Below are 21864 nucleotides of genomic sequence, written 5' to 3' on the forward strand. Positions count from 1 at the left end.
TGCCGTAACGCTCACGCGGCCATCAGCGTGAGCGTTACATGGTTCGGCGCAACCGGCTGAGCGCTATTAGGCAAATCCAGCCTGTTACAGCATTTTTGCCCACGCGTGGCCAGGGTGCAGGCGATCGAGACAATCCCGCAGCCATAAGCGCTCAGACGGAAGTAATCCCGGCGCGGCCTTCGCGAAATCTTCCTCGTCCTTCGCCCGGCGGTATCTGGCCTTGAACAGCAGCACGGCAGAAGGGGTGAGGTAAGGGACTCCTTCCGCGGTCAGCGCGACCATTTCGCTGCGGGGGCGCGTGATTTGCCGATCCCGCTTATAGACCCAATGCTCATCCGTTCCCGGCTCAATCATCATATCCGCCCGCCAGCGGTCAGCGGGGCGATCGAAACACCAGATCTGGGCAATCTCCGCCTTCGGTTCCCGGTCGGCCGCCAGCCGTTCGAGCACACCGTCATTAACGGTGTAAAATTCCAGATCGCGCAACTCATCGCGGAAAATGCGCAGATCTTCGCGCAGGATCGTGAACTCGAGATCCTCATGCTCGCGCGTCTTCTCCCCGTGCCACAGGTCGAGAGCAGCCGCCAACGACGCACCAGGGCCTCGATACGCGGCTCAGCCGACCAGATAGCTCGGCGGGGCTCCAGGGCTCCCACTTTTCCTCGTCCGGTACAACCTGTCGATCGTTCATGCTATCGGTTCCCATTATCTGGTTGTCATCGGCCGGCTTTGGCTTTGCTGACGCCGGATCGCCGCCTCGGTTACGCCGTCAGAAACACTACCGCAGCGATGAAGACAATCACAGGAAAAGTAATCCCTGTTTTATCATCCCTCATTGTGGTGCTGGCCTGATAAATTCCCGTTTTTTTCCCGGATGGCGTTGTAACAGAAGTCTTTTTTATTTTTTAAGTTCAGCTGGCTGGATGATTTTAGCGCGTTGAAATTCTTCTTTACTCTACCGACATCAACCGGCATCAAGTAGTATCTGTTGGTATATGTGATGGTACGCCTGTTCCATGAAACCCTGTACCAGCAGCCAGCAACTAAACGGCAGGTCGCTAATGGCATTGGCCTTAGCGAACAGAAACAGGCTTGCTTGATTATTTATGCAGGAGATGAGATATGACAGATGCGCCACGCGGGCGGGGAAGGCCCCGGAAAACGGAGAGTACATATTCAGATACGCGTAATGATTTGATCCGCAGCGGGCTCGAACTTCTGACGCAAAATGGTTTTCTTTCTACCGGCGTCGATGCCATCGTCAAGAACGCAAATGTCCCTAAAGGCTCATTTTATTACTACTTTCAAAGCAAAGAAGAATATGTGCAAACCGTGCTGGGCGCATATGACAGTTTTTTTGAACACAAACTAAAAAAACATCTTCATAATAAATCCGGTACCCCGATGGAGCGCATGGAAAGCTTCATCAACGACGCCTGCGAGGGGATGAAAAAATACGAATTCACCAGAGGGTGCCTTGTTGGCAATATGATGCAGGAGAGCCCGGGGCTTCCGCCATCATTTATAAAGCAGCTTCAGGATATTTTAGATAGCTGGCAAAACATCGTTTCCTCCTGTCTCTACGATGCGCTATTAGCTGGTGATATCACCTCCGATGTTAATGAAAAACAGCTGGCGGCTATTTTCTGGAGCGGTTGGGAAGGGGCCGTGATGCGGGCGAAGCTTTATTGTTCAACGCAACCCATTCACGACTTCTGGGACTATTTTAAAATCTCCGTCAGATATCGCCATGAGCAGAATGAATTCAGTGAGAAGCTGGTTTAAGGGCCCGGAAGCGAGCCCTTGGCAAAGTTTGATACTTAGCTATCCGTCTGCTTTTCTCTCAGGATATATTGGCAGCGGCCTTAGTTGCACTGAATAACCGCGCGCCCGCGGATTTCGCCATTAAGCAACTTTTCAGCGACATTGATTGCTTCACTGAGAGGGTAAACGGTGGTCATGCTCTCCAGCTTAGCGAGCGGTAAATGTTGTAAAGCTTTCAGCCAGATGCCCGCTCTTTTCTCTTTAGCGAACATGACGCTGTCAACGCCCTTTAAGGTGATCCCGCGGAGGATAAACGGCGCCACGTTGCCCATCAGCTCCATACCCTGAGCCATACCGCAGGCAGCAACAATTCCGCCATATCGTACCCCGGCACAGGCGTTGCAGAGGGTGTGGCTACCAACGGTATCAATGGCCGCCGCCCAGCGTTCTTTTTGCAGCGGCTTGCCTGGGTTTGAGAGTTCTGCACGATGAATAATGTCGTTTACGCCTATCGTTTTATAGAGCCAGGGCGCCTCTTCAGGACGGCCGGTAGAGGCCGTAACGTGGTACCCCATAGACGATAGGATCATCGCCGCGATGCTTCCTACCCCTCCGCTGGCGCCGGTAACCAGTATCGGGCCATCTTCAGGCTTAACGCCATGATTGAGAAGCGCGTCCACGCACAGCATCGCGGTGAAGCCTGCGGTCCCAATGGCCATGACGTGTTTGCTGCTTACCCCAGCCGGAACAGGGGTCAGCCAGTCGCCATTAACCTGGGCCTTCTCTGCAAGTCCGCCCCAGTGTTTTTCGCCAACGCCCCAGCCGGTCAGGAGGACCTTATCGCCAGCCTGATAGTCGGGATGAGAGCTGGCGGAAACCGTACCGGCGAAGTCGATGCCCGGCACCATCGGGAAATGGCGGACGATAGGGCCGCGTCCGGTGATGGCCAGGGCATCTTTATAGTTGATGGATGAGTAGTCGACATTGACGGTCACATCCCCCTCGGGTAGCTCACTTTCCGCTATTTCAGCAAATAGTGCGGCGTAGCGATTTTCTACTTTATTGATTAATAATGATTTAAACATTTTCACCTCGTGTGTCTGGTTGTATGACAGTCAGGTATTCAGGAGTATATAAAAAATATTGACCGATCGTCTAATAATCATCATTACTATCCCTGTGCTGTCCGATATTCAAGAATTGTTCGACTTGTCATCGCCTTATCGAAGGCGTTCTTGATAAATATCAACGTGAGGTCAGATTTGTCGTGTCTGAAACGGGGAGGCATTCAGGGCTAAGCGAGCACCCGATACCGCCGAACGGTGATGGACGACCTCCACTCCGGTCGTCGTCACGTCCGTTGCGGCGGTAGTACCTTTATGCTAATGCTCTTAGGAAAATCAGCGTAAACTCGGGGCCTGTTAACGATGGCAGAAGAAGACGGTATTTTTGATACGATTATTAACCGGGCCGATTCTCCATCAATCAAATGGGGAGGTTCCCGGCAGGCTGAAGTCATTTCGTTTGGCATAGCTGATATGGATTTTCAGTCCCCATCCTGCATTCGCAATGCATTAATAAACAAAGCTAAAAGCGGTCTCTATGCGTACGAGTATAAAACGGATGGTTACTACCAGGCGATTAGCGGTTGGTTCAACGATCGTCACCACTGGACAATTGAAAAAGAGTGGCTGACCGACGGCCCCGGAAGCTGGGCCATGCTCGCTCTGTGCCTTCAGGCATATACGATGCCAGGAGATAACATCCTCATCCACGCTCCCCATTTTCATCCTGCGGTTAGCGTCATAGAAAGCGCAGGGCGAAAGATTGTCGCGCAAGCGCTCGCTTTCGATGGCGTCAGATACATTTTTGACCCGCGTATCTTTGAGGAAACCCTCGTCAGACAAAACGTCAGACTGTTTTTCCTTATGAATCCTCATAACCCAACCGGCCTGATGTTCAGCAGAGCAGAGTTATCCGTTATCGCAGAGATCTGTGAAAAGTACGGCGTGCTGGTGGTTTCAGATGAAATCAACGGCTATCTGACCTACGACGATGCCGTATTTGTTCCCTACGCCAGTCTATCTTCGGTTAGTCGCCTTAATTCAATCACGCTTACCTCCCCGTCCAAGGCCTTCAATCTGCAGGGGCTGACCTATGCGATCGGCATCATCCCCGACAAAGTAAAGCGGCAGAAACTGCAACAAGTCCGGGTCGGTATGGGCGTTGATTTTGCGACTAATGTATTTAGCATTGCGGCAGCCGAAGCCGCTTATCGCTATGGAGGAGAATGGCTCATTTGCCTTAACCGCTATCTCCAGGGCAATCTGGATTTTATGGATAGCTATCTGAAGACCAACCTGCCGCAGGTAAAACTGATCAGACCGCACGGCGGTTATATCGCCTGGCTGGATTTCACCGCGCTTCGCCTCACTCCTGAGGCACTCAGAAACATCATCCTCGAAAAAGCCAAGGTAAACCTGACATGGGGAGAATCGTTCGGTCACGAAGGCGAGGGATTCGAGCGTATCAATTTTGCCTGCCCCAGAGGAACCCTGGCGAAAGGGCTTGAGCGAATCAAAAACGCATTTTCCTGACTCAGGTACCGCAGACCGGCCCTGGATTAAAACGGTGCCTGGTTTTGCCTCAGGATCGTTCCTTTGCCAGCCTGCGGGCCTGCCCGTTCACGTCAGCCACGCCCGGCGCGCGATTACGCAGTAAACAGCAAGAAAATAGCGAACTGCGGGTCCGGGCTGATCCACCGTCGGGCCACCGTCCAGCCCTCGCGTTCCACCAGGGTTGTAAAGGCCGCGGGGGTGAATTTATACGAGTTTTCCGTGTGCAGGGCTTCCCCCGCCGCGAAGTGGAAGACCCGGTCGAGAACGCGTACCTCCTGTTCGCGCCGGCTGACCAGCCACATTTCCATCCGGCTCGCCGCGGCGTTCCACACCGCACGATGCTCGAAGGCGTCAGGGTCGAAGTCGCCGCCCAGTTCGCGATTGATCCGCGCCAGCAGATTCCGGTTGAACGCCGCGGTGACGCCGCCGGCGTCGTCGTAGGCGGAAAGCAAAGTCGCTTCATCTTTCACCAGGTCGACGCCGACCAGGAACTGCGATCCGGCGCCGAGCAGCAGTCGCACGCGGCTCAGAAACGCAGCCGTGTCGCCGGGCGAGAAGTTGCCGATGGTCGAGCCGGGGAAGAAACCGATGCGGGGACGACCGTGAGCGTCCGGAGGCAAGGACAGCGCGGAGGTGAAGTCCTCCGCCAGCGGGCAAACCGCCAGGCCGGGATAGTCGTCGCGGATCGCCGCCGCGGCCCGCTCCAGCGCATCTACGCTGATGTCCACCGGCACGTAGGCAGCGAGCCGAGGCGCGGCGTCAAGCAGCACGCGGGTCTTCAGGCTCGCGCCGCTGCCGAACTCGACCAGCACCGCGTCATCGGCAATGCGGTCGGCTATTTCGGCAGCGGCCGCGCGCAGCAGCGCAAGCTCGATTCGCGTTGGGTAGTACTCGGAAGTCTGGCAGATGGCTTCGAACAGACGCGAACCCGCATCGTCATAGAAATATTTCGGCAGGAGGTACTTGTCCGGTCGCGCAAGCCCTGCGAGCACGTCCTCGGCAAAAGCCGACGGCAGTCGCGCGTTCTCCCCGGCGGCGTCCCCGGCAAGCCGCACGCCGCTGAACATCCACCGCGCCTCTGGCGGGAAAAAATTGCGATAGGTCGCGCGCGTATGGCCGGGGGGCGTGATCGACGAGCCGCCGCGCAGGCTCATCTGCCCGACCATGAACTTGCCGTTGTACTCGCCGACGGCTCCGGGCTGCGGATGGAAGCCCGGGTAGGCGTCGTAAGCGCTGCGGGTCCATTGCCAGGCTTCGGTATACAGATCACGCAGGCCCGCGGCGGTCACCGCCGCATGCTCCCATTCCGCCTCGGTCGGCAGGCGTGCGCCCGCCCATTCGGCGTAGGCGACCGCTTCGTAGTAGCTGACGTGCAGGACCGGCGCGCCGGGATCGACAGGAGCTCGTCCTTGCAGGCCAAACTCAGCCCAGCCATCGGATTCGCGACGCCAGTATAGCGGCGCCTGCCAGCCCTCGGCCTGTACCGTAGCCCAGCCACTGGCCAGCCAGAGCTCCGGCCGGCGGTATCCGCCATCGGCTATGAAAGCCATCCACTCTCCGTTCGTCACCAGGCGGTCGGCCAGCGCATAGGGCTGCAGATAGACCCTATGACGCGGGGTTTCATTGTCGAAGGCAAAGCGGTTCCCGACGGCGCCAATCTCGACGATCCCTCCCTCGACCCGGCACCATTTCAGCGGGGCGGCTGGCGGATACGTTCGCGCCGGTCCCGGCCGATAGGCCGGAGTGAGCGGCGAACGTGAGAACAGGTGCAGCACATCCATCAGGATGAGCTCCTGGTGCTGCTCCTCGTGAGCCAGACCCAGCTCAATCAGCGGTGCCAGGGCCGGGGAAATCGAGCGCAGCAGGCGCGCCATACCCGCATCGACGTAGGCCCGGTAGCCCAGCACATCGCGGGCAGAAGGGCGGGTAATAAGGCCTCGTTCGGGGCGGGGCTGGCGCGGCCCCACGGCCTCGTAGTAGGAGTTGAACAGATAGCCGAAGGACGGGTCGAATGCGACGTAGTCCGCCAGGTGCGGCAACAGCAGAAAGGTCTCGAAGAACCAGCTGGTGTGGCCCAGGTGCCATTTGGTCGGACTGGCATCGGGCATCGATTGTACCACCTGATCCTCGGGGCTCAACGGCGCGGCCAAAGCCTCGCTCCTGGCACGCACCCGGCAATATAGCTGATAAAAATGGTCCCCGTTGTCGACGGGGACGGGGGCATTGCAAAGTTGTCTCATTTGGGTCATTCCTGAACGTCCAAAGACAGGGAGTCATATCGCCCTGGCTCAGGCGATGCTGCTGTCCAACGGGTAGAACCGATCAGTCGGCGAGCACGGCGCGCTGGCGGACATTCTTGACGGTCAGCCAGATCGCAGAGACGAGAAAGTAGAACGCGCCGAAGGCCGCATAGGGAGCAACCGTGGTCACGTCCAGCGCCATGCCGCTATGAGCCTGCTTGAACATGAAAGCGCCGGCGAGCGCGGACTGGGCGCCGCTGAGGATCATCGGCCATTGGCCGCTCGTCGTTTTCCAGCGCCGCACGCCCGTAGCCAGCTGCAGCAGGCCGGAGAAGATCGCCCAGGCGCCGAACACCGTAATCACCATAGGCATGCCGACGGTAAGCGCTCCGCAGACGGCGAGGGCGATGATGATGCTGACGATGAAGTTGAACTTTTGCGATGGATTCGCGCCCAGGCCGCCGCTTCTGCGCGCGTCCAGATAGTTAGCAAAGGCGTCCCAGGCCGGATACAGGATCAGCAGGGCCGCACCGACGGCGGGGTTGTGCTTGCCGACGAAAGCGGCAAGAGCGATCCAGACAATCGACACCCCGGTGCGCAGGAAGTAGTAGGTCTGGAGCCATTGGTTCAGCGACCGATTAGCGGTGGCAGCGGTATTTGGCATGTCAGTTCTCCCGGTCGTCAGGCCATCAAAACCGTTAACGACCTATTAGTAGGTAGAATGTAAGGGTGGTTGTGTCCCTGCCATACGCGCGGGGACTGACTTGAGTACAGGGCAGCAAAGTGACGGCTGGATGAGACGGTTCGTCTAATGATGTTTCTGCTCAAGTGAACAGACATTAACCTACTAGTAGGTAGGTGGTCAATGTGTTATCTTGCATAACCGTGGGGGCTGGCGCGAGGGAGTGATAGCTATGGCAGGGTTTATGCGAACTTTAACAAGTATTCAGGTGATAAACACTCTGCTTTTAGGCGCAATCGTGGGCTTTAAGCCGGCCTGTTAAGCTTTTCCGGTCATAGAAAAACCGATCCGCAGCCTGACCGCGGACCGTGTGAGAATATCCCTCCAGCCAGGAATGTTTCCTTGCTGATGACGCTGCGATTCTGAGACAACACATGCCATATAAACCACAGGATATAGGCCATCTGGCTGCCGGTTTGCCATCCATTGAGTGGCTTTTTATGGCGTCGGTGACTTTAGATATCAGCGTAGGTGGGACATCGGCGACGCTGCTTTAAACGCGCTGACGATTGCGTGCGCGGCCATGCCGCTGGCGTACAGGCATTAATTTGGCCGGCCATTTGGCGTGATGTGGGGCAGGATCTTCTTAATCAGCCGGCGATTCAGATCTCTTTTTTCAGCAGCTGGAAAAACTCTGCGATTTTCTCATTATCACGCTTGTAGTATGTCCAGGGGCCGATGCGCCGGGATGTGACAAGCTGCGCTCGCTGCAGGGCGGCAAGATAAAGCGATACGGTAGACTGCGACAATCCCACCTTTTCCTGGATAATGCTTACGCACACGCCAACCTCATCTGCATCAGCATCTGGCTGATGAAAATGTTTTTTAGGTTCTTTAAGCCACTGGAGAATTTCTTTTCGCACTGGATTGCTTAGCGCTTTCAGAACCTCATTTAGTTTGATTTCAGACATTCTCGCTAAGCTCCTGTAGATAAGTTGTCATATCCCAATATTACAATACTTAGATATGATATGCATCATCTCTGCCTGGGCGGCAGAGATGATGTTTTACCAACTGATCATTTGTAAAGAGGATAGTCGGTATAACCTTTTGCTGAGCCGCCATACATAGTAGAAGGATCGACTTCATTGAGCGCCCAGCTATTTGCCAGCCGGGCTGGTAAATCAGGATTCGCGATGAAGGGGCGGCCAAACCCAAAAATGTCTCCCCAGCCGGCATTCAGGATCCGCTCAGCACGCTCTTTTGTATAACGACCGGCATACATTATGGTGCCGCTGAAAATGCTGCGCACCTGCTGGTAGAACAATTCCGGCAATTCAGGCGCGTTATCCCAGTCGGCCTCAGCGAGGGAAAGGTAGGCGATGCCGATTTCCTGAAGAATTTTAATCGCTTCAGTGTAGGTTTCGTGCGGATTGTCCTCCACAAGCCCGAGATATACGCGCTCTTCATTGGTGCTGGCAAACAGAGGAGCAAAACGCACTCCTACGCGATCTTTACCGACCACGTTTGCCACCGCTTCAGTCACTTCGCGCAGAAATCGCAGGCGATTCTGCAGCGAACCGCCGTACTCATCATCGCGTTTGTTGCTATGAATGGACATGAACTGGTTAACCAGATAGCCATTTGCGCAGTGGATTTCTACCCCATCAAAACCGGCGTTCAGCGCATTTTGCGCGGCGCGGGCATACATGCGGACAATCTCCTTTACCTCGCCGGTTTCGAGGGCGCGCGGCATCGACGCGACGGCCAGGGTGCCGGTTCCAGGCCCGGTTTCGATGAAAACTTTAACGTTATTACCGGCGGGAATCGCGGAAGGTGCGACGGGGGCTGCACCTCCTGGCTGCAGGGACGTATGGGATATCCGCCCGACGTGCCACAGCTGGGCAAAAATAATCCCTCCTCTGGCGTGTACGGCGTCGGTGACTTTCCGCCAGCCCTCTACCTGCGCGGCGTTGTAGATCCCCGGAGTCCACGCATAGCCCTGTCCGCGAGGCTCAATCTGCGTCCCTTCAGTCACCATAAAGCCCGCTCCGCTTCGCTGGGCATAGTATTCAGCCATCAGCTCATTGGGGATATCGCCCGGCTGCGAGCTGCGTGAGCGGGTCAACGGCGGCAGGACGACGCGGTTTTTCAGCGTAAAATGGCCAATCCTGGCGCTGGTGAAAAGGCTATTCGATTTCATTAAATACCTCGATATATAGAAATTTAGATATTGGTGGTTAAAGTAAACTCAGAACAGATTGAAAGGCTGTTCAGCCAGACTGATGTAAATGTTTTTCTTCTGCGTATACGCATCGAGGATAGATTTATGGGTTTCACGACCTAAACCGGATCTCTTATAGCCGCCAAACGGGGCATGAGCCGGGATCTCATGGTATGTATTTACCCAGATACGACCGGTTTCTATCGCCCGGGATACGCGTAGTGCCCGGTTGATATCCTGCGTCCATACCCCACCGGCCAGTCCGTATTCGGAATCATTTGCCAGCCTGATAACTTCTGCTTCGTCGTCAAACGGGATGACGCACAATACCGGACCAAAGATTTCTTCGTATGCAACCCGCATGTCGTTGCGCACGTCCACCAGGATGGTGGGTTCGATGAAATATCCGTTGTCGTATTTTTCACCCTGGAGACGTTTACCGCCGGTCAGAATGGTGGCTCCTTCCTCTTTCGCGATCGCAATGTAGCCGAGGATGCGATTCATCTGGGTTTCGCTGATCTGGGCGCCCATCTGAGTCTGCTCGTCAAGCGGGTTACCGACGCGGACGTGGGTGAAATGCTTCATGAGTCGTGCCAGGAAATCCTGGTACACCGAACTGTGCACAAACAGGCGGGCGCCTGATTCACATACCTGACCCTGATTCCAGAGAATGGCCAGCGCGGCCCCTTCAACGGCACGATCCATGTTGGCATCAGGGAAGACAATGTTGGCAGACTTGCCGCCCAGTTCCAGCGTGGCCGGAATGATTTTCTTCGCTGCTGCCGCGGCGACAATTTCGCCGACGCGGGTAGAACCGGTAAAGGCCAGCTTACGGACGTCCGGATGATCGAGCAGAGCCTGGCCGGCAGTCGCTCCCAGCCCGGTCACGATGTTGACCACCCCGGCCGGAAGAACCCGGGCAAAGATTTTTGCCAGTTCCATAATGGTGACGGGGGTCATTTCTGACGGTTTGATCACCACGGTATTGCCGGCGGCAATCGCCGGGGCAATTTTCCACGCGGCCATCAGCAAGGGGAAATTCCACGGAATAACCTGACCGACTACGCCCAGCGGTTCGCTGAGAACGATGCTAAGGGTATTTTCATCAAGCATCGTCGCTTCATCGGACTGGCTGCGGATAACGCCGGCAAAATAGCGAAAGTGGTCAATGGCGCCAGGGATATCAATCATCCTCGATTCCCGAATCGGTTTGCCAACGTCAAGGGCCTCCAGAATGGCAAAGCGTTCAGCCTGTTCTTCAAGCTGGTCTGCAATTTTAAGAAGGGCGAGGGATCTCTGTGCGACCGTTGTTTTTTTCCAGGATTCAAATGCCTGTGTCGCAGCCTGAACTGCACGGTCGATATCGCCGGCAGTCGCATCCGGGATGCGGGTAATGAACTCGCCGTTAGCAGGATTACGGCTTTCAATAGTTCGCCCGCTTTCTGAATTAACCCACTGATTATTGATGAATAAACCGTACTCCTGGTCTGGTTTGAACGGCGTTTCGGTGGTGTTCATCTATAGCTCCATATGACGTTGTTTTGCGATGTTGTAAATACACTATTCTACATATTTATATTTATCAATATGTATATGTAAAAAATTTAAGCGCAACGAGCGGGGATTTTTAAAAATCCATTAAAAACAAATGATTAATTTTTTTGCGTGAAGTGGTCTGAGCGCTGTGTATAAAAAAGGGTCTCAGCTGATTGGATCGGATCTTCGGAGAAGGGCGTTATACAGAAAAGCCCGGTTTTCGGTCAGGAAAAGCGGCATCATCGGGGGGCCTCCTAAGGAAGGGGAAGAGGAAAACGGAAGCCCCTCGAAATCGGAGGGGCGATTAGCCAATGATTTATTTCGTGGTGTAGCCACCGTTGACCAGAATCGTCTGTCCGGTCATCCACCAGCCGTCGCTAACTAAAAAACGGATCCAGGGAACGATGTCACTGATATCCGTCAGGCCAGTTTTACTGAAGGGGGACAGGGCTGCTGCTGTTTTATGATAGGCGACGGCATCGGCACCTTCGGCGGGGTAGAAGAAGGGCGTGTCCATGGGGCCTGGGCCGATGGCCGTGACGGAAATACCGCGTTCACCCAGCTCTTTAGACGCCGCTCGCGTGAAGTGTTCAACCGGCGCTTTCATACCGGCATATGCCGAATAGAATGGCGTGTAAGCCCCAAGAAGCGAGGTCACTAACGTACAGATTTTTCCGTTATCTTTAACGTGTTTACCCGCTTCTTTCAGGAAAAAGAAGGCAGTTTTAGCGTTAACGGCGCTCATTTCATCGAACTCCGCCTCGCTGATTTCAGCCATCGGTTTCTTGAGAACTTTACCTACGGTATTGATGGCAATATCGGGTTGCCCCACCGCTGCCGTGGCATCAGCAAAGAGTTTTTCCATCGCGGCGGCCGAAGTCAGATCGGCCTGCAGCGCAACGGCTTCGGCACCGACGGATTTGATCCAGGCAACGGTAGCTTCGGCCTCTTCACGCGTCGCATTACTGTTGTAGTGGATAGCGATGGCGCGGGCGCCCTGCTGGGCGAAGTCTCGGGCAATGAGTCCTCCGAGATTCTTTGCCCCGCCGGCGATGAGAACGGTTTTACCTTTGATAGCGTGATCTACCATGGTTTAGCTCCTGTTTCGGTTATTGTCCGGGCGAATCCCGTCAATAGCAGCTTAATACCTGCCGGTTATGTATAAAGGGGCTAATCCTGCATACACTATCCAGAATTAACGAATAGTGAGGCGAAAATGGATACGATCGATCTTTTCCGGATATTTATCCGAGTGGCGGAAAACGGCAGCTTTATTCGCACCGCTGAGACCTTGAACCGACCGGCTTCTACTATCTCTGCCGCTATTCGGGAGCTGGAGTCCCGCCTGGGAACTCGTCTTTTACACCGCACCACGCGCAGCGTCTCCCTGACCTCTGACGGGAACGCGCTGTATGCGCGCTGCCTGGTTGTGGTACAGGACGTAGAGGAGACGGAAAACCTTTTCCGGCAGTCCAGCGGGCAGGTGAGGGGGAAAATTAAGGTTGATGTTCCGGGCCGGGTTGGAAGCCGCATCGTTATTCCTGCGCTACCGGAATTTTTTGCCCGCCACCCGTCGATTCAGGTGGATCTCGGCATAACCGATCGCAGCGTTAATCTCCCGGAGGAGGGGGTGGATTGCGCCGTTCGCGTCGGCGTGCTGAACGATTCAGGAATGGTGGCGCGTCGGGTGGGCGAGCTGAAGTTTATTAACGTGGCTTCTCAAGGCTACATCTCTTCCTTTGGCTCGCCGGCATCGCCGGAACAGCTCGATAGTCACGTGGCCGTAGGATACGTCTCGCCGACCACCGGGCGCAGGGAGCGCTGGGAGTGGGCGCGGGACGGGGAGATATTCGGCGCCGACGTCAACAGCCACCTGACCGTAAACAGCGCTGAGGCCTATATTGCGGCCTGCGTAGCAGGAATGGGCATGATTCAGATCCCTGAATATGATGTGAGCGAATGGCTGTCCGCGGGGATACTATGCGAAGTGATGCCGTCCTGCTTACCGCAACCGCTGCCGGTAAGTATTTTGTATCCCAGCCGACGGCATCTGTCGCGGCCACTTCAGCTATTTATTGCCTGGCTTGAGCCGCTTTTACGGGAAAAAATGCGCCTCAGCGCCGGAGCGTAATCGATGCGCCGGGCGCCTGCTCGCGCGGTGGCGGCAGGATATCGGCGGCGAACAGCGCCACCGCGGAAGGTACCGTCATCGGCCCCTTTCCGGCTGCCGATGCTGCCTGCTGATGGCATATAAAATATGCCAAAATGGTATTTGAATGGCGTTTCTTATTCCAATAAGTTTAGCTGATTGTTTAGCCTCACGCTGCCGTGTCTACGGCAGTTAACAATCGGAATTCGCTTCTATGAACCGCGTGAAAAAGCCGTTGGTGCTTTCGCTGTTGCAGTACCCAAGCGGCCATCATGTCGCCGCGTGGCGCCATCCGGAGACGGACCCAAAGGCCAATATCTCCGTCGATCGCTATATTGCCAGCGCGCGCGCCGCCGAGGAGGCAGGGTTTGATATCACCTTTATTGCGGACCGCCTTGGCATTCCCGAAGGCCCTCTCGAGGCTACGCGGCGCGTGGATGAATGGTCGCATGGCTTTGAGGCGCTGACCCTGGCCGCGGCGATTGCGGCCACCACTCAGCGCATCGGCATTGTGGTCACCGCCAGCACCACCTTCAATGAACCTTACACCCTGGCGCGCCAGCTGGCTTCGCTCGATCTTATCAGCGGCGGACGTCTGGGCTGGAATATCGTGACGTCGGGCCTGTCGAGTGAAGCCACAAATTTTAACCCGACGGAGTTTCGTCACGATAAACGCTACGAGCGCGCAGAGGAGTTTATTGCGGCGGTGCGGGCGCTGTGGGGCTCCTGGGATGTCACAAAATTTCCGCGCGATAAGCAAAGCGGCGTTTTTTTTGAAGCCGATGCGCTGCGTGAGCCTGGCTTTCAGGGCCGCTGGTTCCGCGCGCTGGGCGGGCTGAATGTCCTTCCCTCGGCGCAGGGGCAGCCTGTGCTGCTGCAGGCAGGGGCTTCGCCCGCGGGACGGGATCTCGCCGCCCGCCATGCCGAAGCGATCTTCGTCGCGGCGCCCACGCTGGAAGAGGCGGTTGCCTATCGTCAGGATCTGCACGCCCGTCGTAAAGCGGCAGGCCGCAGCAGCGACGACCTTTATATTCTGCCCGGCATTTTTCCGGTGATTGGCAAAACCGCAGCCGAGGCCCAGGCGAAGTTTGACCAGCTACAGGGGCTGATCGCCGAAGACGTCGCGCTGGCGCTGCTGGGGAGCTATCTCGGAGATATTGATTTAACGGATGTCGATCCCAATGGCCCTCTGCCACCACTTCCCGCGTCCAATTCCATTGCCAGCCGCCAGCAGCTGCTGCGGGAGCTGGCGGAGCGCGAAAACCTCACCGTGCTGCAGCTGGCGCGGCGCATTGCCGGCGCGCGCGGCCACCTGCAGATCGTCGGCACCCCGGAGCAGGTGGCGGCGGAGATGATCCGCTGGTACGAAGCGGGCGGGGCGGACGGCTTTATGCTGCTGCCTCCAACCTTCCCGGAAGGGCTGGATCTCTTTATTTCCGATGTTGTTCCCCTGCTTCGCGAGCGCGGTCTGCTGACGCCGCTGGAATTTAGCGGCACGCTGCGCGAGAGGCTCCGTCTGCCCGTCCCGCAACCTCATCTCACACACAATATTGACCCGGAAGGATGATAACCAGATGAAATTTTTAGCTAAAAAAATGATTGTCGCCCTTCTGCTGGCGACACCCGCAGCCCACGCCGTAAGTATCGTGGATGCCGGCTATGCCACCGCTCAGGGCACGGCGTATGTCGTCAAACTGCTGCTCGCAGATCAAACGGGGGCGGAGACCAAAATTGTGCCCGTCTCTTCCGTGCCGGTTATCTGGGAAGGGCTGAACCGCAACAACGGCGAGATCGATATCTGGACAGACGTCTGGCTACCCAATCAGGATGCGCTGGTGGCGAAATACGCCGGGGCCGGCAAGAACGTCACCCTGGCGAAAAACGCCTATGCCGGAACGCAGGGTTACTGCACCCTGACGGCGACCGCCGAGGCGCACAACATTCATTCCGTCTATGACCTGACCGACCCTGACAAAGCAAAAGTTTTTGCACCGAAAGGTTCGGAACGCGGTCAGATCTGGCTGGGCGCGGCGGGCTGGCTGTCCACTAATTATGAAGAGATCCGCGCGCGGACCTATGGCTTCGCGCCGTTCTTCGACCTGACCCGTTCCGATGAGGCGGTGGCGACGGCGGCGCTGGATAACGCCGCGAAAACGGGCGGCGCCTGGATTGGCTACTGCTACGCGCCGCATCAGAACTACGTCCGCTACAAGCTCACGAATCTGCAGGAGCCTGAACATAATCCGGCGACCTGGCAGGTTGCGGATCAGTCGGACCCGGACTGGTTAAAGAAATCGCGGATCAGCACCGGTTATGGCGATGCGGCGATCCACATCGCCTACAGCAATCACTTTGCCCAAACGAACCCTGACGGAGTGAAAATCGTTGAAGCTATCCACTTCAACACCCAGGATGTCAGCGCCCTGGCGTATGCGATTGCCGTTGAAGGGAAGACGCCGGAACAGGCTGCACGCGGCTGGCTGGATGCGAATAAGGCGCGCGTTGCTGACTGGCTGAGTGCGAAATGATCCAGCTGGAAAATGTCTGGAAGGTATTCGGTTGCGATCCGCAGCATGCCATCGCTACGCTGCGGCGCGACCCCGACGCCCGCCTGCCCGCAGGCGGCCTTGCCGCAGTGCGCGGTATCGATATGAGCGTCGAGCGCGGCGAGTTGTTATGTATTTTAGGTCTCTCCGGGTGCGGCAAATCCACGCTGCTGCGCATGGTTAACCACCTGATCGCACCCAGCATCGGCTGCGTGCGAATCGCCGGGGAGCCGATTGCCGATCTCTCGCCTGCCAGGCTGCGTGAGCTACGCGCTCGCCGCATCGGCATGGTGTTCCAAAGTCATGCTCTCATTGAACATATGAGCATTCAGGAAAACGTGGCATTACCTTTGGAAATCCTCGGGGTCGCCCGCGCCCGGCGCGAAACGCGAGCGGAAGAGCTTCTGGAACGATTAGGACTCGCCGGGATGGGGCAGCGCGGGATCGACACGCTATCCGGCGGGATGAAGCAGCGGGTTGGGCTGGCGCGCGCGCTGGCCTCAGATCCGGACGTTTTGTTGATGGATGAGCCCTTCAGCGCTCTGGACCCGTTAATCCGCGATGACCTGCAGGCCGAGTTTCGCAGCCTGTCGCGCGATCTTAATAAAACCACGCTGTTTATTACCCATGATGTCGCCGAGGCGCTGCGCATCGCGGATCGTATAGCCGTTATGCGGCAGGGCAGATTTGAGCAGTTGGCCACGCCGGCGGAGCTATTGGCCAGTCCGGCCAATGAGTATGTCGCCAGATTTATCCGCATTGGCATGGCGAAAGCAGAGGAAATCACATGATGCACCAGCCGGATGTCGTGACGCCGTTTTACCAGCGCGCGTTTAGCCAACTGCAGGATGGATCGCGCAGGCTGCCGCCTTTTCATGCCAAAGCGGCGTTGTTCGGCAGCTTCTGGCTTGGCGCACATCGGTTTCGGGGGCTGTTCTGGCTATTTTTAAGCGCGGAACTTATTGGGGCGGCGCTGATCGTTCTTGCCCTGAGCCACGGCCTGTCGCGCGACCAGCAAGAGCGCGTGACCACTCTGGTCGAACTCGCGAGCCAGCGTGCGCAGGAGGCCGCCGTGGCCCACAAACAGGACCCGCAGAGTGCGATGACGCAATCCCTGGAACGATCCGCCGCGTCGCTGAGCAAAGCCGCCAGCGATGCGCGGACGGCGCTTGAGGCCGAGCGGGGAGGGCGCGGTCTTATCCTCGGCGGGCTGGCCGCGCTGCTGGGGACGCGCGTCATTTTGGGATTCATGGCCGTGCCGTTGATGGCCGGGCGTTTGCGCAGAGCGCGCCTGACGGAGGATTTTAGCGGTATGGCCTGTTCGACCGGCTCCGCCATCTTCGCGGCGCTGATTTGGTTGGCTATTGTGCCGATGGCGCTCTTAAACTATGCCGGAATGATCCCCGCTCAGATTTTCAACCCCGCCGGGTTACCCGATCTGGCGTCGAACGCATCGCGGTGGATTGATGAGGCGATGGGCGCGTTGGCCGCGGCCCTTGCTCCCGCTGCGCAGCATATATCCCGGGTGATTGATGCGCTGCTGAGTGGCCTGGAATATGCTCTGATTGCCACGCCGTGGCCCGTGGTGTTTATCGTACTCCTCGCCTTTGCTGCGCAACGCGGCGGCTGGCGTTTGGCATTTGGCGTCGGGGTAGGGCTGGCCTATATCCTCGCCTTTGGTTACTGGATCAAAGCGATGCAGACGGTAGCTTTGCTGGGCACGGCGTCGTTTATCGCCATCGCGATCGGCATCCCGCTCGGCATCTGGAGCGGTTATAACCGGCGCGTGGCGTCCGTTATCAGGCCGGTCCTTGATTTTATGCAAACCACGCCCGCTTTCGTATACCTGATCCCGATCATTGCTCTGTTTGGTATCGGTAAGACGGCTGGGATTATTGCCACCATCATCTTCGGCATCGCCCCGGTGATTCGCCAGACGGCCTTTGGTATTGCCAACGTTCCGGCCGCCGTGCGGGAGGCGGCTCTGGCTTTTGGCGCCGGGAGGGGGTTTATGCTATTTAAAGTCGATTTGCCGATTGCCCGCCCGGCGATTCTGGCGGGCGTCAGCCAGACGGTGCTGATGAGCCTGTCGATGGTGGTGATTGCCGCGCTAATCGGCGCAAAAGGTTTAGGCGAGGATGTCCTTTCCGCGCTGCAGTACGCCGCCCAGGGGAAAGGCATTCTGGCAGGGCTGGCGATCCTGATCTGCGCGATCGTTATTGACCGGATGGTGCAGTTCCGGCGGCGATCCTGAGCCAGCGCCGCGGGCGCGTTTACGCATAGCGGACCCGTTAATCATCGGTTAAATAGTTCTGCCGCATCTTATCAAAGGCCTGTTGTGAAAAACCCAGCTCGCTGTGGATATAGTTAGCGACGCTACCGGAAAGGGCTTTGATGGTGTTAAGCACTTCAATAATAAATGATTCACGGGTATCGATTAACGTATGAAGATAGGCAAGGACATCCTCATCGTCGGTTATTTTGCGGTAGGCGTCCATTTTTATAGCGTTACGCTCCATGCGATTAGCCTGCGTGACCATATAATCGGCGATGATATCCTCTTCGGATACGCCGAGCATCGATAGCGCCAGAAGAACGCCATAACCTGTGCGGTCTTTTCCCCCACGACAGTGCTGGATATTAGGCGCGTTATGGGGATCGAGCAGCACATCGATCATGCGCTTAAATGCGCGCTTAGATTTTTCGCTGGTCACAAAGTGGCGATATTGCTCTAAAACCTGCGCGCCTCGGCCATTAATTAATTCCGCGGGGATGTCGCGCATCACGCTTTCGATTAACGCGCGATCTTCATTGCTGGGTTCCGCAGAAAACTGTGCCGCCAGCTCCGCCGTTTGTGCCGTTGCGTTTAAATGGTAGGTTCTCTCTTCGCCGACGCGGTCGTTCGGGCTTTTGGCGATTTCATTGTCGCTTCGGTAATCGATGATGGATCGAATATTAAGGCGTTGGATGTAGGATAACGCCTGCCGATCGAGTTTGTACAAATGGTTGGAGCGAAATAGCACGCCCCATTTTACGGTTTTCCCCCCGGCTGCGGGATACCCCCCAAAATCGCGGAAGTTATTTAATCCAGAAACCGGCAGCGTTCGCTCGGCGAAAAGGATCGACCGGCCGCTGTGCTCCAGAATAAAATAGATACGCTGTTCGGCCCGTAAAGGGTCCTCCAGTTCATACGGGCTGGCGGCATGTTGGGTAATAAGGTAGCGCTCTTTTGTTTTGACATCATTATCTTTGGTCCAGTACAGCGCTGCGTTTTCCGCGGGAGCGGTAAAAGAAAGCGTGAGATAATTTTTATTATTTCTAGATACTGACGGGATCTGACATAAACGCATTTTTTATCCTTAAGCTAAAATACCGAAGGTCGAACAAACAACGCCGAGCACTATCATCGAAATAATGAGCGTTACGGTATATTTCCCGCGCAGCCTTTTGACGAGGAAAAACACGCCTAAAGAAAAAAGCAGGGTTAATAAATTAGGCGTAACTTTATCAAACATCTCCTGCACTTTGATGGACTGTTGACCCACCGCAATGACCAACGGCGTTGATATTTTGACCGTCGTGGCGATTAAAGAACCGAGCACCATAACCCCAACAACGTTGGCGATGTTGGTGATACGTTGAATAATGTTGGAATTTTTCGACTGCTCGATTAAATCTACGCCCTTGTTATAGCCATAGTGGATAAAGAAGTATTTGGTACCAATGTTGACGATATTAAATAACAGAAACATCAGCACCGGGCCAATGAGATTACCCTGTAGCGCAAAGGCCGCGCCAATACTTCCGCAGATGGGTAGCCAGGTAAACTTTAACAGGCTGTCGCCCAGGCCGGCCAGCGGCCCCATTAATCCGGCTTTTACGGAAACAACGGCGTCCTTTTCTTCTTCGCTCGTTTTTTCTTCCAGCGCGGCGGTGATGCCTAAAATAAGAGCGCCGGTGTTTATTTGCGAGTTAAAAAACTCGAAATGGCGCTGCATTGCCTTAATTCGTGTCTCTTTATCGGCTTGCGCGTAGAGTTTATCAAGAACGGGGATCATGCAGTGCGCAAAGCCGATGGTCTGCAGCTTTTCATAGTTATATGAAAAGGACATTGTTTGCAGATTCCAAAAAATACGATTCAGATCTTTTTTATTCAGCTTGCGCGGATGGGAAGCGTGCTCTTCACTGACGTCTGTACGGATATTTTCGGTATTCATAAGTCGTACTCTTCTTCAGATGTCGCGGCGGAGTTTTTTTCGTCCGGCGTCGCATTGTTAGCGTTGTTAATTCCGTTGGTGTAGGCCATGTCATACAAAACGGCAAACGCCAGGGCAATAAAGGTGATAGGAATAATTGGCAGCTTCAAATACGTTGTCAGGATGAAACCGAGCAAGAAGAAAAACCACATTCTGCCTTTTAATAACATCAATAGCAGGATACATACGCCGACGGCCGGGATCATTTTTGATGCGACGCCCATACCGGTTAAGACGTTTTCAGGGATCGCCGCTAAAATTTTACTTACCAGATCGCCGCCGAAGTAGATCGCCAGAAAGCAGGGGATGGCGCGAATTAAAAACCACAGCGGAGTGGAGAAGTAATGCACTTTAACCAGCCCTCGGTAGTTGCCATCATGGATAGATTTTTCTGCCCAGAGGTTAAGAAAGCTGGCGAAAGAGCGCCATACGATAAGCAGCTGCTGGCATAAAATAGAGACCGGAACCGCAAGCGCAATCCCTGCGGCAATCCCCCCTTTGGAGGCAATCCCCAAAGCGACGCCGATGATAGAGCCGGCAATAATGTCGGGGGCGGAGTAGGCGCCAACGTTGCCGATGCCCATCCACATCAGCTCCAGCGTGGCGCCGATCGCCAGTCCCTGAACCGTATCGCCCATGATAATACCGGCAACGGTGCCGGTTAGCAGAGGCCGGCGGAGCATCTGCGGGCCCACGTCATCCATTGAGCAAATGCCTGCCCAGATAGCGACTAAAAGCGCTTCAATTAACATTTGATATTCCTCATTTATTATAAAATAAATGTTCCAGGTACTTATTTAAGTAACGTGTGAAGCTCAATGACGGGGTCTTTAGGCACCATTTGTACTTCTACGGCAATATCTTTGGCGATAAGGGATTTAAACGCCGCTTCTTCTTCCGGCGTAACGGCAACCGCGCGGGTCAGGCTTTTGCGCCCCTCCTGCATGCGCATGCCGCCGACGTTGAGGGTGGTAATGTTTAAACCGTTTGCCACCAGAATATTGACGTCGACGCTATTGGTGAATAACAGCATCGTGCGTTTCTTTATTTCCGTTTTTTTCAGAACATCTATGAATTTTTGTACCCCAAAAACGAGGACCTTCAGCTCAGGCGGCGCGGACATGGTCAGCACGGACTGCTGAACTTTATCGCCTGCGACCTTATCGTTAATAATCAGCACCTGCTCGATATCATGATTTTTTACCCAGGTCGTAATTACCTGGCCGTGGATAAGGCGGTCGTCTATTCTTGCAACATTAACTGGCATGATATTCCCCTTAGAGATCGGCGGCTTGCTGCTGTTCTTCATTTAAAATATCCCCGACGTTGAAACAGCTTTGCGGAAATACTTCAGCAATAAGTTTGCTAACCGCAGGCAGCGGCAGGTCGCGGTTGTTAAAGACTTCAAGCAGCGTTGGAATGTTAAATCCGCAGAATAAAACAACGTCATCATAGGTTAATACCAGCTCGCTGGCTAAATTACAGGGCGAACCGCCCAGCATATCAACCAGAATGAGAACGCCATTTTCTTTATTCAGCGCACGATAGGCCTCGGCCAGCCGCGCGCGCACCTCGTTGATATTGCTCTCTTCCTCAATGGAAATAACCAAAACATGACTTTGCTTACCAATGAGCATCTCCGCGCAGGTGAGGGCTCCCTGGGCAAAGGGGCCGTGGCTGATCAAGATGACGGGAAGTTCGGCTGACATAGCTTTCCTTTTTTGTAATATTGTTACTATGATTAATTTTAATTATAGTAATACTATTACTTTTTGCTTAAGGAAATACCGTGAAACACTATTTTGACCGATATGTGATAACGATCGCTCTTTGGCAATGAGCCAGCTTG

Annotated in this window: 20 protein-coding genes; 7 read left to right on the top strand and 13 right to left on the bottom strand. The window is 55.4% G+C overall.

Annotated elements, in window-relative coordinates:
* Positions 1-84: 84 nt before the first annotated feature.
* On the bottom strand, positions 85-588 hold the full coding sequence (locus GO007_RS01325) for a hypothetical protein (protein WP_198389031.1): 504 nt from the start codon (positions 586-588) through the stop codon (positions 85-87).
* Positions 589-1122: 534 nt separating this feature from the next.
* Between GO007_RS01325 and acuR the strand changes: the two genes are divergently transcribed.
* On the top strand, positions 1123-1785 hold the full coding sequence (gene acuR, locus GO007_RS01330; protein WP_095094629.1) for an acrylate utilization transcriptional regulator AcuR: 663 nt from the start codon (positions 1123-1125) through the stop codon (positions 1783-1785).
* A gap of 80 nt (positions 1786-1865) precedes the next feature.
* Here the strand turns inward: acuR and acuI are convergent, their stop codons facing one another.
* On the bottom strand, positions 1866-2849 hold the full coding sequence (gene acuI / locus GO007_RS01335; protein ID WP_095097952.1) for an acrylyl-CoA reductase (NADPH): 984 nt from the start codon (positions 2847-2849) through the stop codon (positions 1866-1868).
* A 342-nt stretch (positions 2850-3191) separates the two neighbouring features.
* Here acuI and GO007_RS01340 point away from each other — a divergent pair, with 342 nt between their 5' ends.
* The gene (locus tag GO007_RS01340; RefSeq protein ID WP_095094631.1) at positions 3192-4361 is read left to right on the top strand and encodes a MalY/PatB family protein; all 1170 of its coding nucleotides are present in this window, start codon (positions 3192-3194) and stop codon (positions 4359-4361) included.
* 113 nt (positions 4362-4474) lie between these two features.
* On the opposite strand, the gene egtB is transcribed toward GO007_RS01340, so the two are convergent.
* From egtB to GO007_RS01370, 6 genes are all read right to left on the bottom strand, one after another.
* Positions 4475-6631, bottom strand: a complete 2157-nt coding sequence (gene egtB / locus GO007_RS01345) for an ergothioneine biosynthesis protein EgtB (RefSeq protein ID WP_370525507.1) — start codon at positions 6629-6631, stop codon at positions 4475-4477.
* A gap of 73 nt (positions 6632-6704) precedes the next feature.
* Positions 6705-7286 carry a DUF308 domain-containing protein gene (locus tag GO007_RS01350; protein ID WP_095094635.1) on the bottom strand — a complete coding sequence of 194 codons (582 nt, stop codon included), beginning with the start codon at positions 7284-7286 and terminating at the stop codon, positions 6705-6707.
* 680 nt (positions 7287-7966) lie between these two features.
* Positions 7967-8275 carry an ArsR/SmtB family transcription factor gene (locus tag GO007_RS01355; RefSeq protein WP_095094637.1) on the bottom strand — a complete coding sequence of 103 codons (309 nt, stop codon included), beginning with the start codon at positions 8273-8275 and terminating at the stop codon, positions 7967-7969.
* A gap of 107 nt (positions 8276-8382) precedes the next feature.
* Positions 8383-9507, bottom strand: a complete 1125-nt coding sequence (locus GO007_RS01360) for an alkene reductase (protein WP_095094639.1) — start codon at positions 9505-9507, stop codon at positions 8383-8385.
* Positions 9508-9555: 48 nt separating this feature from the next.
* Positions 9556-11046, bottom strand: a complete 1491-nt coding sequence (locus GO007_RS01365) for an aldehyde dehydrogenase family protein (RefSeq protein ID WP_095094641.1) — start codon at positions 11044-11046, stop codon at positions 9556-9558.
* Positions 11047-11380: 334 nt separating this feature from the next.
* On the bottom strand, positions 11381-12154 hold the full coding sequence (locus tag GO007_RS01370) for an SDR family oxidoreductase (protein ID WP_095094643.1): 774 nt from the start codon (positions 12152-12154) through the stop codon (positions 11381-11383).
* Positions 12155-12280: 126 nt separating this feature from the next.
* Here GO007_RS01370 and GO007_RS01375 point away from each other — a divergent pair, with 126 nt between their 5' ends.
* The 5 genes from GO007_RS01375 to GO007_RS01395 all read left to right on the top strand — a co-directional run bounded on the left by GO007_RS01375 (position 12281) and on the right by GO007_RS01395 (position 18013).
* A complete protein-coding gene (locus GO007_RS01375; RefSeq protein ID WP_095094645.1) occupies positions 12281-13195 on the top strand; it encodes a LysR family transcriptional regulator in 915 nt (304 codons plus the stop codon).
* A 232-nt stretch (positions 13196-13427) separates the two neighbouring features.
* A complete protein-coding gene (locus GO007_RS01380) occupies positions 13428-14780 on the top strand; it encodes an LLM class flavin-dependent oxidoreductase (RefSeq protein WP_095094647.1) in 1353 nt (450 codons plus the stop codon).
* Between the two features lie 7 nt (positions 14781-14787).
* Positions 14788-15741 (top strand): glycine betaine ABC transporter substrate-binding protein, encoded by a 954-nt coding sequence (locus tag GO007_RS01385; protein ID WP_095094649.1) that lies wholly within the window; start codon positions 14788-14790, stop codon positions 15739-15741.
* Positions 15738-16550: an ATP-binding cassette domain-containing protein gene (locus GO007_RS01390; protein WP_095094651.1), complete on the top strand. Its 813-nt coding sequence runs from the start codon at positions 15738-15740 to the stop codon at positions 16548-16550. Before GO007_RS01385 ends, GO007_RS01390 begins: the two co-directional genes overlap by 4 nt.
* The gene (locus GO007_RS01395) at positions 16547-18013 is read left to right on the top strand and encodes an ABC transporter permease (protein WP_095094653.1); all 1467 of its coding nucleotides are present in this window, start codon (positions 16547-16549) and stop codon (positions 18011-18013) included. Before GO007_RS01390 ends, GO007_RS01395 begins: the two co-directional genes overlap by 4 nt.
* Before the next feature lie 37 nt (positions 18014-18050).
* Here GO007_RS01395 and GO007_RS01400 read toward each other — a convergent pair whose 3' ends face one another.
* Genes GO007_RS01400 through GO007_RS01420 form a run of 5 tightly spaced genes read right to left on the bottom strand, consistent with a single transcriptional unit; the run spans position 18051 to position 21724 of the window.
* Positions 18051-19109 carry a tyrosine-protein phosphatase gene (locus GO007_RS01400; RefSeq protein WP_095094655.1) on the bottom strand — a complete coding sequence of 353 codons (1059 nt, stop codon included), beginning with the start codon at positions 19107-19109 and terminating at the stop codon, positions 18051-18053.
* Positions 19110-19118: 9 nt separating this feature from the next.
* A complete protein-coding gene (locus GO007_RS01405; RefSeq protein ID WP_095094657.1) occupies positions 19119-19976 on the bottom strand; it encodes a PTS system mannose/fructose/sorbose family transporter subunit IID in 858 nt (285 codons plus the stop codon).
* On the bottom strand, positions 19973-20767 hold the full coding sequence (locus GO007_RS01410) for a PTS mannose/fructose/sorbose/N-acetylgalactosamine transporter subunit IIC (protein WP_095094659.1): 795 nt from the start codon (positions 20765-20767) through the stop codon (positions 19973-19975). Before GO007_RS01410 ends, GO007_RS01405 begins: the two co-directional genes overlap by 4 nt.
* Positions 20768-20808: 41 nt before the next feature.
* Positions 20809-21282: a PTS sugar transporter subunit IIB gene (locus GO007_RS01415; protein WP_095094660.1), complete on the bottom strand. Its 474-nt coding sequence runs from the start codon at positions 21280-21282 to the stop codon at positions 20809-20811.
* A 10-nt stretch (positions 21283-21292) separates the two neighbouring features.
* Positions 21293-21724 carry a PTS sugar transporter subunit IIA gene (locus GO007_RS01420; RefSeq protein WP_095094662.1) on the bottom strand — a complete coding sequence of 144 codons (432 nt, stop codon included), beginning with the start codon at positions 21722-21724 and terminating at the stop codon, positions 21293-21295.
* Positions 21725-21864: the final 140 nt, after the last annotated feature.

It is taken from the genome of Klebsiella sp. 10-1 (assembly GCF_009758445.1).
GTDB classification, from domain to species: domain Bacteria; phylum Pseudomonadota; class Gammaproteobacteria; order Enterobacterales; family Enterobacteriaceae; genus Klebsiella; species Klebsiella scottii.